The organism is Paenibacillus sp. FSL W8-1187, from assembly GCF_037965485.1.
GTDB classification, from domain to species: Bacteria; Bacillota; Bacilli; order Paenibacillales; family Paenibacillaceae; genus Paenibacillus_O; species Paenibacillus_O pasadenensis.
In genome coordinates this window covers 1,049,514-1,064,479 of sequence record NZ_CP150181.1, presented here as the reverse complement: position 1 = coordinate 1,064,479, position 14,966 = coordinate 1,049,514, and the positions used below count along the sequence as shown (strand labels likewise).

Here is a 14,966-nt window from a genome sequence, read left to right as displayed (position 1 = left end):
CTCCGCCCGGGTTCGGAGCGGAGCGAGACGGCGGAGCAGGCTGACTTCGGCGTTTCAGTTCGTGCCGGTCATTCCGACGAACCGCTTCACGACTTCTTCCTTCATGGCGGCAGCCTTTTCGCGGTCGTACTCGACGAGGCTGATCTCCTCGATTTTCGGCATGCCCTCCGGAGGCGCCACATCGGCCCGGACGGAGTAGCGGTTCGACAGCTTCGTGTTCAGCTCTCCGGCTTCTTTGGTCAGCAGCCAGTCCACGAACGCTTTGGCGTTGTCGACATTGGCCCCGCCCTTGACGATGCCGACGCCGCCGATTTCAAATGCGGTCTGCTCCGGCACGATCGCCTTGATCGGATAGCCTTGCTTCATCGTCTTGACGATGTCGTGCGCCCAGGACATGCCCGCGATGAATTCGCCCGTCGCGGTCAGGTTGATTCCGTCGCCGGCCTTTTGCGTGTAGTGATGGACGTTGCCGTTCAGCTTCTCGAGGTATTCCCAGCCCTGCTGCTCGCCGAGGCGGAACAGCTGGTCCGCGACGAAGATGTAGCCGCCGCCCGCGGTCGCCGGATTGGACGTGATGAACTGCCTCTTGTACGACTCATCCAGCAGGTCGTCCCATGTTTTCGGCTCCTGCACGCCCTTGGGCGCAAGCTCCTTCTCGAAGCGCTCCGTGTTCAGCACGATGCCGAGGACGCCCATATACCAGCCCTGCCAGTAGCCGTTCGGATCGTTGAACTTGGCATCGATCTGGCTGGCGTTGGCCGACGTATACTTCTCCAGCAGTCCTTGCTCGGCCAGCGGCTGGTAGAACTCGACCGATCCGCCGACCAGGATGTCCGCTTTGGGAGCATCCTTCTCGGCCTGGACCCGAGTGCTCGCCTCGCCAGCGCTGCCGAGGTTGAGCGATTCGATCTCGATGCCGGTATCTTTCTTGAACTGGTCCTTGAGCTGGATGACGTCATCCTCGTTCAACGCCGAGTAGACGACCAGCTTTTTCGACGCCGGCGCGCTCGGCGACGGCTCGGCTCCGGCCTCCGCTTGCGCAGAGCCCGACCCGGAATTCGCTTCTCCGGCGGAGCCGCCGTTCTGGCCGCAAGCCGTCACCGTCAATGTCGCGGCAAGCGCAGTCGCCAGAATCATGCCTTTTCTCGTTTTACCCCATCTCCACTCCATGCCAGATCCTCCTTTTATCTCTCCCAAGCTGTCTGACAGCTTTAGAATAACGGAGAATGATTTGCCCCATGTCAGCATTTTGTGAACCCTTTTTTAAGAAAAAAAAAGCATCCGCCATTAAGGCGGATGCTTCATGCTTCATGCTTCCTGATTCATGCTCATGCAGCCGGGGAGAAATCGTTCAGTCTCGCCGGACGACGAGCTTGAACGCGCTGCTTTTCAAATAATCCAAGGAGTAGAACACGGGACGGTCGTTCTCGTCGACATGCAGCTGCTTCAGCAGGATCAGCTCGCCGCCGAGCACCTCGGCCGCCTTCCGATCCCGTTCGCTGGCCGTGCCGACCGCGCTGATCTCGGTCAGCGCATAGGCGATGCGGATGCCGAGCTTGCGGTCTAAAAAGTCGAATATGGCGCCGGAGAAGCCTTCGTCGAAATGACCGCCTGCGATCTCCCGGGGAAAGATGTTGTAGTAGAACGCCACCTTCTGCCCGTCCGCCGTCCGAATCCGCTCCAGCACCACGACCGGCTCGTCCGTCCGCAGCTTCTCCATCCATTCCGGCTCGGCCTCGCGCGTATACACGCTGACGTCCGCCTCGCTCACCTTGTAGCCTACGCTCTGGATCATCTCGCCGAGACTGCGCAGCTTGTTCAACGAATTCTCGATCGAAAAAGGCCGTTCGTTCACATAGGTGCCGACGCCGTTCCGGCTGAGCAGGACGCCTTCCCTCTGCAGCATCTTCAGCGCCTCCCGCAAAGTGGGGCGGCTCACGTCGAATTGCTTGGCGAGCGCCGGCTCGGACGGAAGCTTGTCGCCCGGCTCGAGCTCCCCGGACTGAATTCTGCGCTCGATTTCTTCTTTGACCAGGATATAACGAGGTTTCTTTTCCATTTGGCGGGTTTCCCTTTGTCTTTGGCTAGAATACCCTCATTATTCCGCAAAAGGGAAGGCAACGCAATGCCGGAGCGCCGAGCGGCGCCGGTCTTTATTTCGCTTCGACGGATGCGGTCAGCTTGGCTTGGCCGTTGCTGGTCACGGCATTGACCCAGGACGCGGTCGTCCCTGGCGCCACGACGGCGGACACATAGCCCATGTCGTCGTCTCCCGACGTTCCGTCGGAATCATACACGTGGATCTCGACATTCGTATTCGACGGCTTGGCGACATAGACGGCATTGTAGCTGTCGGAGAATTGAGGTCCGAATTCCGCATCGTTGGCGCCGAATACGATCCGGTAGTCCTGCAATTTCGGAGCGTCGTTCTTTTTCCAGAACCTCGCATCCGTCTGCCCCTGGCCGTTGACGTACGCCTTGATGAAGATGTCGCTCTTGCCGCCGAAAGGATCCCGGTCCTCCAGGCTCTGCACGCTCTCGAGCACGATCTTGTGCGAGTAATACGGGTTGTGCACATACTGATGCGAAAACGCGCCGAGACCGTTCAGATGCACGTCGACATGATGGGCCGGATCGGACCAGTTCATGCCTTGCAGCGCAGGACCGTCGTCGCTGTCGTCCCAGCCCCAAGGCGCATTGGCGGAATTGGACGTGTAGTTGTCGCCTCGGATCGTTCCCCAGGACGAGAAAATCGAGGAATCATGCCTTTTTGCCCACAGGTCGCCCCACTCCAGGAGCGCATAGCCGTAATGATGGACGTAGCTGCCGGCAGCGTTCGTCGGGAACTCCGCCGTGCCCGTATAGTCGTATACGATGCCGTCGCCGCCAGGCGCGCTCGACCCGTCATAGGCTTTGATGCCGTGCCCGCCGCTCGGGCTTTGGCCGTTCGCCTGACTGAACACCTTCGGATGGCTTCCGTTGAACAGCACGCCTCCGTCCACGTTGTCCGAGCCGGAGGTGATGGTCGGATCGTTCGTGTAGTCGTACCACTGGTTATGCGCCATCGTCTCCATCAGATGGAACTTGCCGTATTCGGAGCCGTCCTTGCGGATGACGACGATGATGCCTTCCAGGTCGTTCTCATGCGCGTCGAGCGGTCTCGTATAGGCGTCGTCCCGAGGATGGAACAAATCGTACTCGATGAAATAATGCGTCAGCGTCTCCGCGACCTTGTAGTACACATACGCTTTCTGCTCGTAGTGGTGCAGATTGTCCCAGTTGTTGAGCGGCAGATAATCCCCGTCATAGTTGAAGCTGGAGATGAAGTCCGCCCTCGCGTCGAGATCTGCGTTGACGTCCTGATAAATTTGCGGCGCCCAATGAGCCGCCAGATCCGCATAGCTCGGCGCCGCATGGCTCGTCCCGCCTGCGCCTCCCAACAACGATGCCGCCAGTACCGATCCGACCAGAGCCAGTTTCTTCCACATTCCTTGCTCCTCCATTTCAAATCGAGCGTTATTTTTTGAAGCTGTCTGACATCTATGATTATAAGCACGCTCCTCTGCGCCGATCTAGACGCGCTTTGTTAAATGAAAAGCCGAATTGGATCAGGGAATCCAATCGAAAAAGGCCCCCGAAGGGGCCTTTCGCTCGAATTCAATCAACGTCCTTCGTCCGAAAGAGCCCGGGAGGAGCGGCTGCGGGCCAGCGCCAGGCCGAGCAGCAGCCCGAGCAGGGACAGGCCCGACATCGTCACATACATCGTCTGGCCGCCGAAGCGGTCGAACAGCCAGCCGCCGGCGTAGGAAGCGACGATGCCGGACACGCCGAAGAACAGCAGCGCCAGCACCGTCTGGCCGGTCGCCCTCCACTCCTGCGGCACGATCCGGTACAGGTACTGGATCGCCGCCGAGTAGAATACCGGGAACGTGATGATCTGCAGCAGCTGCAGCAGGACGAGCCCGAACGGCTCCGTGATCCATGCGCTCAGGAAGAAGCGGATGAAGTAGAAGAAGCCGGCGATGGAGATGAGCAGCAGCTCGCGGCCGCGGCGCAGCCACCAGAAGCTGAGCGCGAATACGGCGATCTCGCTGCCCGCCGCGAGGAACCAGGCTTGGCCGAGCAGCTCCGGCCCGCCTCCGAGCGAGCCGATGTAGACGCCGAGGAACGTGTCGTTCACGCGCTGCGGGACGGCGCTGATGAAGATCAGCAGCAGGAACAGCGCCGTCTGCCGGTTCCGCAGGAAGCCGGCCAGGCTGGCAAGCCGCACGGGCTCCCCGGAAGCGTCGGCATCCGGCATGAGGAATCCGGCCAGCAGGCATAGCGCGCCGACGGCGGCGAATGTGAGGCCGAGGCTGGAAGCGCCGAAGCCGGACATGATGTAGCCGACCGCCAGCGACATGACGGCATAGCCGAACGCGCCGTAGGTGCGGATCGAGCCGTAGCTGACGCCGCGGCTCTCCGCCGTGCGGAAGTTCAGGCTTTCCAGCAGAGGGTCGATCGGCATCAAGCAGAAGTACAGCAGCATCGCCAGGCCGAGCAGCAGCGGGAAGCTGGCCGTGCCGTAAAGGAAATACCCGATGACCGCCGAGCAGACGGTGAGCAGCAGCATGATCTTGCGCACCGTGCGCAGCCGGTCGCTGATCATGCCCCAGAGCGGCTGGGCGATGATCGTGACGAAGCCGCCGGTGCCGGTGATGAGCCCGATCTGCATCGGGGTCAGTCCCTTTTGATCCAGATAGACGGGCATGAACGAGACGAACATGGCGAGCAGGGAGAAATAGAGGAAGTTGTAGGCCTTGAGAGTGGACGTTCCTTGGCGCATCGGATGGTCAAGCCTCTTTCACGGAAATTCGCGCGCATGCGGATCGTGGCGTCGGACATGGGAAGCGCGTCTACCCAGCATACCACAGCCGAGGGGCTGGCCTGCGCAAAAAAAACCGGAGGCCGCAGGAAAATCCCTGCAGCCCCCGGTCCGGGGAACGCATGCATGAGCTCAATGGGCCGAAGCGTACTCGCGCTCCTGCTCGGCGACGGCCGCGGGGTCCATCTTGCCGTTGCCCATGAAGAAGGCGCATAGCAGCGCCAGCGCCGCCGGCACGATCGCCCAAGCGAACGTCTGCACGATCGACGACGACAGGCCGCCCGTAATCCGCTCGAGCAGATCCGGCGGAATCTGGGCGCGCAGGGCGGGGTCCATCAGCTCGCGCGGATCATGCAGCGTGAAGCCGGGAAGGCCCGCTCCGTCGGCCGCGCCCGCGACCGCTCCGCCCGCCGTGCCCGCGGCTCCCGCCGCGTCGGCGCCGGCAGCCGCCCCCGGCTGGGCGCCGCCGGCCGCTCCGCCAAGCGCCGATTCCAGCTTGCGCGTGAACAGATGGCTCTGGATGATGCCGAACACCGTGATGCCGACCGCCATGCCGAGCGTGCGCAGGAAGCTCAGCGTCGAGCTCGCCGCGCCGCGGTCCTGGACCGGCACCGAGAACATGCAGGCGTTGCTCAGCACGGAGAACGAAGCGCCGATGCCGAGGCCGACGAGCACCATGAACAGGCGCATCACCCAGATGTTCGTGCCGGCGCCGATCGTCGTCAGCAGCGCGAGGCCGACCACGAGCAGCGCGAGCGTCGGAATCATCAGCGTGCGGTACTTGAACTTGGTCATGAGGAAGCCGCCGAGCGTCGCCGTGACGACCGAGCCGACCATCATCGGCAGCAGCACGAGGCCGGAGTTGGTCGCCTTGCCGCCCATGACGCCGGAGATGAAGATCGGAATGTACATCGAGGCGGAGATGAACGCCGCGCCGGCGAAGATGCCGACGAGATTGCTCGAGGCGTAGACGCGGCTGCGGAACATGCGGAACGTAATGATCGGCTCCTTGGCCCGCAGCTCGAACAGCACGAACAGCACCGTCAACACGGCGAAGCCGCCGAACAGCCCGAGGATGGGCGCGGAATCCCAGCCGTACGTCGTGCCGCCGATCGTCTTGCCGCCGAGCTCGAGCGCGAAGATGAGGCAGATGACCGCCCCGACGAGCGTCGCCGCTCCGCCCCAGTCGATGATCTGGCGGCTATGCTTCTGCGACTCGCGATAGAAGCCCCAGACGAAGATCAGCGAGATCAGTCCGAGCGGCAGATTGATGTAGAAGATCCAGTTCCAGTGGATGTAATCCGTAATGTACGCTCCGAGCAGCGGCCCGAAGATGCTGGAGAGGCCGAACACCGCTCCGAACAGGCCGCCGAGCTTGCCGCGCTGCTCCGCCGGCACCGCGTCGAACATGATCGTGAAGGCGACCGGAATCATCGCGCCGCCGCCGAGGCCCTGGATCGCCCGGTACAGCGCCAGCTGCTCGATCGAGGCGGCCGTGCCGCAAAGGGCCGATCCGATCATGAAGACGATGAGTCCGAACACGAAAAACCGCTTGCGCCCGTACATGTCGGACAGCTTGCCGAAAATCGGCATGCCGGCCATTTCGGCGACCATGTACGCCGAGGTGACCCAGACGAACTTGTCGAGTCCGCCGAGCTCGCCTACAATGGTTCCCATAGCGGTCGACACGATCGTCTGATCCATCGAGGCCATGAGCATGCCGAGCAGCAGCCCGGCAATGACCAGCCCAACGGGATTGCGGGTGGCTTGTTTCATTTGCTGATCCTCTTCCTTTCCTGCTTGCGTCCCTTTGGCCGGGACGCGTCCTTCATCATTATAGCCACGGCAGCCGTCCGCAAAATCAGCCCGCAGACGGATGTCCCCGGCGATATTTTTATTCTAAAGCAAATCCCCTGACAGCTGCCTGTCAGGGGGTGGACGCAGGTGCGGAAGCCTCTTCCTCCGCCGCCGGCTTCATGAATTTCTTCTCGATCGCCTTGCAGGCCGCCCACGAAAGGAACAGGAGCAGCGCGACGAAGGCGAGCTGCAGCGGGTCGCGGTAGAAGCGCCCGACGTCGTGGCCGACATAGGAGACGACCAGCGCCATGATGCCCTTGCCGACGCCGACCGCCGCGAAAAAGCGGCCGATCGGCATGCGGGACACCGCGGCCGCCATGTTGACGAGCACGAACGGTCCGACCGGGAACAGGCTGAGGACGAACACGTAGCTGAACGCGTTGCGCCGGATCCAGCTCATGCTCGCCTTCACCTTGGGCTTGTCCGCCCAGCGGCGGGCGAGGCGGTGGCCGGAGGCGGCCCGCACGGCCAGGAACGTCGTCATGCAGCCGGCGACGAGTCCGAGCCAGGAGTAGAGGAACCCGGCCCAGAGGCCGTACGCCGCGGCATTCGTGCCGATGAGCAGCAGCGTCGGCAGCGGGGGCACGAAGGATTTGAGGAAAGGAAGCAGGATGCCGGGCAGCGGACCATAGGATCGGTACCGCTCGAGCAGCTCCAGCAGCCGTTCTTCCGTCATATAAGACATCAATTGGTCAAGCATGTGGCATGGACTCCTTCCGCAGGAGCCGGCGCGGCCGGAAGCTCCTTGGACTATCGGCTTCATTGTACTCCGTGCCTGGCGCGGAAGGAAGCCTCGGACGCGGCATATTATCCCTTGATCGGCATATCCTACAAAACGAACCTACCGGCCAGCCGGCCGGCACGAAGGAGAGTCTATGAATCCCATCCTGCTCGGCAGCATCGCGACGGCGGTGTGCACGGTCATCGGCGCGCTGCCCGCCCTGTTCATTACGAATATCACTCACCGCGGCAAGGACATCCTGCTCGCCTTCACGGCCGGCATCATGGTCGCCGCCTCGACGTACGGGCTCATCCCGAGCGCGCTCAAGCTGTCCGGGCTGCCGGCGGTCGCGATCGGCATCCTGCTCGGCACGATCGTACTCATGCTGCTGGAGCTCATCCTGCCCCATACCGATCCTTCGCATGACTCCGACCTCGACCTGTCGCCCGGCTCGGCCGCGGCGCGGCGCGGCTGGCTCGGCATGGACCGCAGCTCGATGCTGTTCTTGACGGCGATGGCGCTGCACAACCTGCCGGAGGGGCTGTCGGTCGGAGTCAGCTACGGCAGCAGCGAAGCCCAGCTCGGCCCGATCGTCGCAATCAGCATCGGCCTGCAAAACATTCCGGAGGGCTTCCTGACGGCGCTGTTCCTCATTACCCAAGGGATGCGCCGCGGCTACGCCGTGCTCATGGCCATCGGCACCGGCGTGCTCGAGCTGATCGCCGCGCTTGTCGGCGTCAGCTTCGTGGCGGCGATCGAGACGGTCGTCCCTTACGGCCTCGCCTTCGCCGCCGGCGCGATGCTGTTCGTCGTCTACAAGGAGCTCATCCCCGAGAGCCACGGCGACGGCAACGAGCGCGTGGCGACGTTCTCGTTCATCATCGGCCTGCTGACGATGATCGCGATGACGCATTCGCTCGGGTGAGGCGGGGCGATGCCGGAGGCCGCTCCAATTGTATGAAAAGAGGTCATCCCTCATCAGGATGACCTCTTTTCAATGTTTAACTTCTATACCGGCTGCTGTCTCCGAAAAGGTCTGATCGAGTTCGTCCAAAACTTGGAGAATGTCAATATCCTTTTTCCGAATATATGGAGTCGTCTTGATTATTCCGGCTCTCCAGTCGGTTGTTCTGACAATAAGTTCATTTCGTCTCAGGTATTCAAGAGAATCGAGTTCTGGGGAAGACTGTCCGCCAGCCCGTTTTCCACTCGCTCCGACAACCGGTTTCAACATTTCCCTCATGACTTCAACCCCTTCATACATCAACTCAGAATTTTGAAAGTCGCCTGAATAGCATACCTTGTTTGGTAACACAAATTTACCATTATCCATGTGGAGATTCAATGATATCCTATAATCTTCTACGAATGATTCCTTCAGTTCGGTAAGCTTGTCCAGCGGAGTAAGGTCGGCAAATGCAGGACTTCTCATTTCAACATTCATGTAATAACCGGAGTCCTGAAACCATTTCATTTGCAAAGATTTAGAAGAAGTAATGCCTAGCAGATCAAACATACGGTAATGCAGGACATGTCCATATTCATGCATTAAACTTTGTGCGCATCTCTCATGCACACTCAAAGTATTTAAGTTCTCAATAAGCCTGCTCTGATCTTCAGATTCCATAGCTTGCATGACGAGGGTCAGATAGTTGGCCGCGTCCAAATAGGCCCGACGCTCTGCCTGTATCCGTCGGACAGTGTCGTCTGGAAGAAGCAGAATCCACTCCTCTTTTTTCATCGGGGGTCTGCACATGGCTGCAATGCCAGTTCCATCAACATGACCTTTGAATCGAAAATACAAATTATAAACGGAGCACTCCGAAAGGAAAGCTCCTTTCTTCATAGCCCTCTTATAGCCTCCGCGCACCTCATGTTTATGTCGAACCGGATGTGTGTAATCAATCTCTGATTCGTTTCCGATCAGAGCGGCCACCATTTCTGAGGTTCTACGTATGTTGATTACTTTGTCTTTATCAAGCTCAAGCAGTCCGAGATCAAGTTCTTGAATACTGATTTCTACCTCGTCATTCTCTCCTTCATTCTCTTGGTTTATAAGCTCGGCTTTCATGAAGAGCCCCATCAATTTCCAATACCCCTTTATGCTTATGTATTTCTGTTAATTTACCATATTTTGAACAAAATAGATTGGTTCAAATTAAAAAGCCGAGTTCGCGGCACAAGGCCCAAACTCGGCTTTCAGACGATAGCGGTATGCTTTGACTCAATGTCTGTCCGGCAGCTCGCAAGCCTCGTCGCCCGGAGCGCAGGCCGCGCCCGCATCGCCGGCAGACTCGGGGGCCGCGCCGGCGGCTTCCGCCTGGCGCTCGTCCCAGGCCTGGCGGAGCACCTGCAGGAAGGCGTCGGGATGCTGCGCGCCCGAGACGCCGTATTTGCGGTCGAGCACGTAGAACGGCACGCCCTGGATGCCGAGCTGCGCCCCGTCCTGCTCCTCCGCCCTCACCTGCTCGAAGTAGCGGTCCGACTCCAGCACCGCGAACGCCTCCGCGCGCGGCAGCCCCGCTTCTTCCGCCAGCGCCTCCAGCACCTTGCGGTCCTCGAGCAGCAGGCCGTCGGTGAAGTAGGCCTTGAACAGCCGCTCGGCCATCGCGTCGCCCTTGCCTTGCTCCTTGGCCCACGCCATGAGGCGATGCGCGTCGAACGTATTGCCCGGCTTCATCGCCTCGAAGTCGAACTTGAGGCCAAGCTGCGCCGCCTGCTGGCCGAGATTCTCGTTGCTCTGGCGCGCCTTTTCAATCGACATGCCGTACTTGGCGGCGAGCAGCTCATGAATGCTGCGGCCCGGCTCGTGCACGGCCGACGGGTCGAGCTCGAAGCTGCGGTAGACGACCTCGATGCCGTCCTTGTGCTCGAACGCTTCGAGCGCCTCCTGGAATCTCCTCTTGCCGATAAAACAGAACGGACAGGCGTAGTCCGACCAAATTTCAACCTTCATCGTCATACCCGCTTTCCGGCGGCTGCAGCCGCCTTTGAACTGTAACCATATTGGTTACATGGTATCATACGACATCGCCCGCGGGCAAACGTACGGCCTTGCCGCCGGCTACGAGCCTCCGCCTTCGCCAGCCGGCTGATCCTCCGCCGGGCCGCCTGCCTCCGCCGGCTCCGGCCCTTCCACATGCAGCCGGAGCGCCTGCAGCTTGTTTTCCCAGTAGCGGTCGAAATAGGCCAGCCAGCGCTTCAGCTCGCGCAGCGGATCGGCGTCCATGCGGTAGCGCGTCTCGCGGCCGGTCCTGCGCTCATGCACGAGCCCGGCATCGGCGAGGATGCGCAGATGCTTGGAGACGGCGGCTCGGGTCATGTCGAAATGCGGCGTCACTTCCTTGAGCGGCAGCTCGCCCGCGTCCTGAAGCAGCTGCAGCATGCGGCGACGGCTCGGGTCGGCGATCGCCTGATAGACATCCGCGCTGGGCTCCCGCAGCGGCACGGGCTCAGCCCTCCAGCACGGCGGCCAGCTTCTTCACGATGCCGGCCCAGCCTCCATTCATCCGCTCGCGCACCTCGCGGTGGGACTGGCCGAACTCGGTCACGCCGTCCTCCGACCAGCCGCCGTGGATGACGGTGAACTCGGTCACGCCGGGCTCCAGCTCCTTCAGCTCGAACGCGACGCTCCACTGCTCGCCCCAGTCGAAGCTCAGGCGATGCGGCGGGGACAGCTCGGTCACGCGGCAGCGCGAGTCGCCGAACGGCCCGGCATGCAGAATGAATTCGGCGCCCTCCTCGGCGACGAACGTATTCGGCATGAACCAGGCCTCAATGCCCGCCGAGGTGGCGGCTGCTTCCCATACTTTTTCGATCGGCGCTCGTAGCACCTGCACCTGACGGATTTCCGGCAGCTGGCGGTCGGATGACGATGGCATCATAATTCCTCCTTGAGTTCGTTGAACATAGAAAAAGGATACCATATGGTATCCTTTTTGGCAATTCCGGCGGGACGGAGACCTCCAACCGCCAGCTCCGCTTCCTGTTTAGAGCGCTCAGCGGTACGTCCGCTTCTCCATTCCGTCGAGGCTTTTGAACTCATAGCCTTGCGCGCGCGCGCCGTCGATGATCCGGCCCAGCGCCTGCGTATTGTCGCTCGACACCGCATGCAGCAGCAGCACCGCGCCCGGATGCAGCTGCTCCATCACGTTGCGGTAAGCGTAATCCGCTCCGCGCTGCGCGGACGTGTCCCAGTCCTTGTAGGCGACCGACCAGAAGACGTTGCGGTAGCCCTCGGCTCCGCTGGCGGCGAGCATCGGCTCCGAAAAAATGCCGCGCGGGGCGCGCAGATAATCCATCTTCTGGACGCCGGTCAGCTCGGCGACCGCCTTTTTCACATCGGCCAGCTCCTGCCTGATCTTCTCCGGCGGCAGCGTGCTCATGTCCGGGTGGCTCCACGAATGGTTGCCGATCAGATGGCCCTCCGCCGCCATCCGCTTGACAAGCTCCGGCTCCGTCTTGACGTAATGCCCGGTGATGAAGAAAATCGCCGGCACGTTCTTCTCCTTGAGCACGTCGAGGATCGTCCCCGTCAGCCCGTCCTTCTCGTAGCCGTTGTCGAACGTCAGGTACAGCTCCTTGCGGGACGTGTCGCCGAGGAATACGGCGCCATGCTTCTCCAGCATCGGCTGGAAGCCTTCCTCCGCGATCGACGGCAGCTCGCCGTTTTTGCTTTTCTTGAAGCCGAAATGGTACGCCTTGCTCCAGCCTGCGGCAGGAGCCGCATCCGCTGACGGCGGAGCCGGCTCCGCCGCCGCCCGGCCGAGCGGCAGCCCCGCGCTTGCGACCGCTCCCGCGATCAGCACAGCCGCTCCGGCGGCTTGCCACCAACGTTTCGCCATTCTGTTCCCCTCCCGCTTTCATGATGCGCGCTCTGCTTTGTTTTGCCGCAAACGGCGGCCGCTTATGCATAAGCCGAGGGGAATCCGTTACGACGTTTAATTTACATGTGCATAACTTTTCATGTGGATAACTGTGCAACCTTTTCACAAGCTTAACTTTCCTGGGCATAGCGGCTGTTCATAGTGGGGATAATTCTGTGCATAAAGCAAAAAGCCGGCTCCGCGACAAAACGCGGATGCCGGCTTCGGGGCCGAAGGGCTGGGGATGGACGATCAGCTCGCCGGAGGCTCGGCCTTGGCCAGCGACGTCAGCATCAGCTGCTTCGCCTGCGGGTCGCCCTCGACCGGCTGCTCGGTATACTCGAACGAGACGAGATCGCCCGGCTCCAGCTCGAAGGCCGCTTCGGCCGTTCCTTCGCCAAGCTGGAACGACTCATGCCGACCGTCCATCTCGATCTCGATCGTATGCGAATCGGCCAGGCCGCTGAACTTGCCTTCGCCTTTTTTGGCTTCCGGCTCGGACGGAGCGGCGGATGGCGCAGGCTCTTCCGAAGGCGATGCCGACGGTGCCGGCGGGCTTGGCGAAGGAGAAGGAGCCGCGGAGGGCGAAGGGCTGACGCTAGGCAGCGGCGACGGGGATGCCCCCTGCAGCGGCTCGTTCGAGCCGGAGCAGCCGGCCAGCGCCAGCAGCAGCACGGCTCCGGATAGAGACAGCAGCCTCGTTTTTGACCGTGATGTACGTTTGTTCATATGAAGTGACACCTCCAATCCCTACAACGAGCGGGGGCTTGGATAAGTTGCCCGCTGGCGCAAAACCCGACTAAAGTCCAGCTGGGAACGCAAAAAAGCTCCCGCCCATGGGCGGGAGCTTCACGGATGATGCGGGCCGCGATGCCGGCGTTGTCCGGCTCGTCGGCGATGGCGCTGCGAGCGCCCTCGCGCTCGGCACGGATCAGTTCATCTGCGTCAGCGTGATGGAGCCGTCCTTGGCGGCGAAAGCGACGTTCCAGTCCAGCAGCTCGGCGATGAAGCGCAGCGGCACGAGCGTACGGCCGTTCTTGTCGATGACCGGAGCGGCCGGAGCCGTCATGCTTTGGCCGTTGACCGAGTACGTTTTCTGGTTCACCCAGAAGCCGAGCTTGTCGGAGCCGGCGCTGATCCAGACTGCCTTGGCCTTGCCGTCGAAGCTGACCGTCGCGCCGATGCCCTCGCTCAGGAAGCGAAGCGGGATGTACGTCATGCCGTTCCACATGACCGGCGTCGTATCCATCTGGGTCGTGCCGCCGTTGATGTTCAGCTGCATGCTGTTCAGCTTCATCCAGACCGTCGTCATGGACGGCTCGACCGGAGCCGGAGTCGGCGTCGGTGTCGGCGCTGGCGTCGCTTCGGCGAACATCGACGGCTTCTGCTTGACGATCGCGTCGCCGAGGCCTTGGCCGACGCCGAAGACGAACTTGAAGCCTTCGCGGTCCGTCGCGTAAGCCGCATCGTAATTGCCGGCGGCGTAGCTGTCGAACGCCATCTGGATCTGGCTCTCATGCTTCAGAAGCGCTTCGGTAGCGGCGGCAGCCGGCAGCTTGCCTTCGGTGGCGGTGCCGAGGAACGAGCCGAAGTCCTTCGAGAACGTGTTGAAGCGCGCTTGAACGGCCTGCTTGGCGGCCATGTCGCCGGCCTTCACGGCGTTCACGTAGTCCGACTGGGCGTTGATGTGGTCGCCGGTCCACAGCTTCTCGAACGCGTCGGCTCCGGCGCTGCCGTACAGGGACGCGATCGCCGCTTTCCAGTCGGCGGTGTTCATCGCCTCGGCGCCGACGAGCGCGGAGGCGTCCTTCGCTCCGTCGAACTGCTTCTGCATCTGCAGCACCGACAGCGCCACATGCTCGGACACGAGCCTATTCAGCGTCGAGCGCAAATCGGCGGCCTTCGTATCGACGGAGGAGCCGCCGAACTTATCCGGCATCTGCTTGACGATCGCGCCGGACAGCGCCTTGCTGATCGTGAACATCGTCTTGTAGCCTTCGCGATACGCTTTGTACGCATCGGCGTAGTCGCCCTGCACATACTCGTCGAATACGGTCTGCACCTGCGCCTCATGCAGCTTCAGCGCGTCCATGGCGGCTGCCTTCGGGAGGTTGTTCGCGGTCGCCGCGGCGAGGAACGTGGAGAATTCGTCCACGAAGCCCTGCACCTTCGCTTCCGCCGCTTTTACCGCGTCGGCGTTGTTCATCTTCTTGGCCTTGGCCAGCTCGTCGGTGGAAGCGTTGTGCGAACGGAAGATGCGGCCGAACTCGTCCGCTCCGGCTTTGCCGTACAGCATCTCGATCGCCGGCAGCATGTCGAGCGCGTTCTGGTCGAGCGCCTTGAGGGCGGCCGCCGCATCCTTGGAGCCGTCATACGCTTTGGTCATCGCCGCGACGGCGAGCGCGAAGTGCTCCGAGAGCAGATGGTCGAGGCTGGCGCGCAGATCGGCGGCCGGCGTCACGGCCGTAGGCGCCGCGGCCGGGGCGGGGGCGGCCGCAGCCCATCCGGCTGGGATGGCGAGGGCGAGGGTCAGGACAGGGGCGAGCGCTTTCGTGATCTTCATGAACAGTCACTCCTTCGGGTATGGGGTCAATGCGGATTGCCGTGGCTGGCTCCGTCCGGGGATGATGCCCGGCGGTCGGCTTGAGCTGCTTTCATG

At 61.8% G+C, this 14,966-nt stretch carries 14 protein-coding genes; 1 reads left to right on the top strand and 13 read right to left on the bottom strand.

The window, feature by feature from the left end; translation table 11 throughout:
* Positions 1-54: 54 nt before the first annotated feature.
* The 6 genes from NYE40_RS04620 to NYE40_RS04595 form a co-directional block, all read right to left on the bottom strand.
* Positions 55-1,170, bottom strand: a complete 1,116-nt coding sequence (locus NYE40_RS04620; RefSeq protein ID WP_164820200.1) for an ABC transporter substrate-binding protein — start codon at positions 1,168-1,170, stop codon at positions 55-57.
* 181 nt (positions 1,171-1,351) lie between these two features.
* Positions 1,352-2,059: a GntR family transcriptional regulator gene (locus NYE40_RS04615; RefSeq protein WP_028600283.1), complete on the bottom strand. Its 708-nt coding sequence runs from the start codon at positions 2,057-2,059 to the stop codon at positions 1,352-1,354.
* 94 nt (positions 2,060-2,153) lie between these two features.
* Positions 2,154-3,488 carry a hypothetical protein gene (locus NYE40_RS04610; RefSeq protein WP_339279387.1) on the bottom strand — a complete coding sequence of 445 codons (1,335 nt, stop codon included), beginning with the start codon at positions 3,486-3,488 and terminating at the stop codon, positions 2,154-2,156.
* Positions 3,489-3,661: 173 nt separating this feature from the next.
* Complete coding sequence (locus NYE40_RS04605) at positions 3,662-4,825, bottom strand: MFS transporter (RefSeq protein ID WP_028600282.1); 1,164 nt, start codon at positions 4,823-4,825, stop codon at positions 3,662-3,664.
* Between the two features lie 171 nt (positions 4,826-4,996).
* Positions 4,997-6,640 (bottom strand): MDR family MFS transporter, encoded by a 1,644-nt coding sequence (locus NYE40_RS04600; protein WP_339279384.1) that lies wholly within the window; start codon positions 6,638-6,640, stop codon positions 4,997-4,999.
* Positions 6,641-6,791: 151 nt separating this feature from the next.
* Complete coding sequence (locus NYE40_RS04595) at positions 6,792-7,421, bottom strand: TVP38/TMEM64 family protein (RefSeq protein WP_339279382.1); 630 nt, start codon at positions 7,419-7,421, stop codon at positions 6,792-6,794.
* A gap of 175 nt (positions 7,422-7,596) precedes the next feature.
* Here NYE40_RS04595 and NYE40_RS04590 point away from each other — a divergent pair, with 175 nt between their 5' ends.
* Positions 7,597-8,367 (top strand): ZIP family metal transporter, encoded by a 771-nt coding sequence (locus tag NYE40_RS04590; RefSeq protein ID WP_101808552.1) that lies wholly within the window; start codon positions 7,597-7,599, stop codon positions 8,365-8,367.
* A gap of 69 nt (positions 8,368-8,436) precedes the next feature.
* Here NYE40_RS04590 and NYE40_RS04585 read toward each other — a convergent pair whose 3' ends face one another.
* From NYE40_RS04585 to NYE40_RS04555, 7 genes are all read right to left on the bottom strand, one after another.
* Positions 8,437-9,513: a hypothetical protein gene (locus NYE40_RS04585; RefSeq protein WP_146000498.1), complete on the bottom strand. Its 1,077-nt coding sequence runs from the start codon at positions 9,511-9,513 to the stop codon at positions 8,437-8,439.
* A 153-nt stretch (positions 9,514-9,666) separates the two neighbouring features.
* The gene (locus tag NYE40_RS04580) at positions 9,667-10,398 is read right to left on the bottom strand and encodes a DsbA family oxidoreductase (RefSeq protein WP_339279379.1); all 732 of its coding nucleotides are present in this window, start codon (positions 10,396-10,398) and stop codon (positions 9,667-9,669) included.
* A 108-nt stretch (positions 10,399-10,506) separates the two neighbouring features.
* The gene (locus tag NYE40_RS04575; protein WP_101808550.1) at positions 10,507-10,890 is read right to left on the bottom strand and encodes a metalloregulator ArsR/SmtB family transcription factor; all 384 of its coding nucleotides are present in this window, start codon (positions 10,888-10,890) and stop codon (positions 10,507-10,509) included.
* A 4-nt stretch (positions 10,891-10,894) separates the two neighbouring features.
* Positions 10,895-11,323, bottom strand: a complete 429-nt coding sequence (locus NYE40_RS04570) for an SRPBCC domain-containing protein (protein WP_028600276.1) — start codon at positions 11,321-11,323, stop codon at positions 10,895-10,897.
* A gap of 117 nt (positions 11,324-11,440) precedes the next feature.
* Complete coding sequence (gene pdaA / locus NYE40_RS04565; protein ID WP_028600275.1) at positions 11,441-12,286, bottom strand: delta-lactam-biosynthetic de-N-acetylase; 846 nt, start codon at positions 12,284-12,286, stop codon at positions 11,441-11,443.
* A gap of 273 nt (positions 12,287-12,559) precedes the next feature.
* The gene (locus tag NYE40_RS04560) at positions 12,560-13,036 is read right to left on the bottom strand and encodes a hypothetical protein (RefSeq protein ID WP_194843266.1); all 477 of its coding nucleotides are present in this window, start codon (positions 13,034-13,036) and stop codon (positions 12,560-12,562) included.
* Positions 13,037-13,238: 202 nt separating this feature from the next.
* A complete protein-coding gene (locus NYE40_RS04555; protein ID WP_153782836.1) occupies positions 13,239-14,870 on the bottom strand; it encodes a copper amine oxidase N-terminal domain-containing protein in 1,632 nt (543 codons plus the stop codon).
* Positions 14,871-14,966 lie beyond the last annotated feature (96 nt).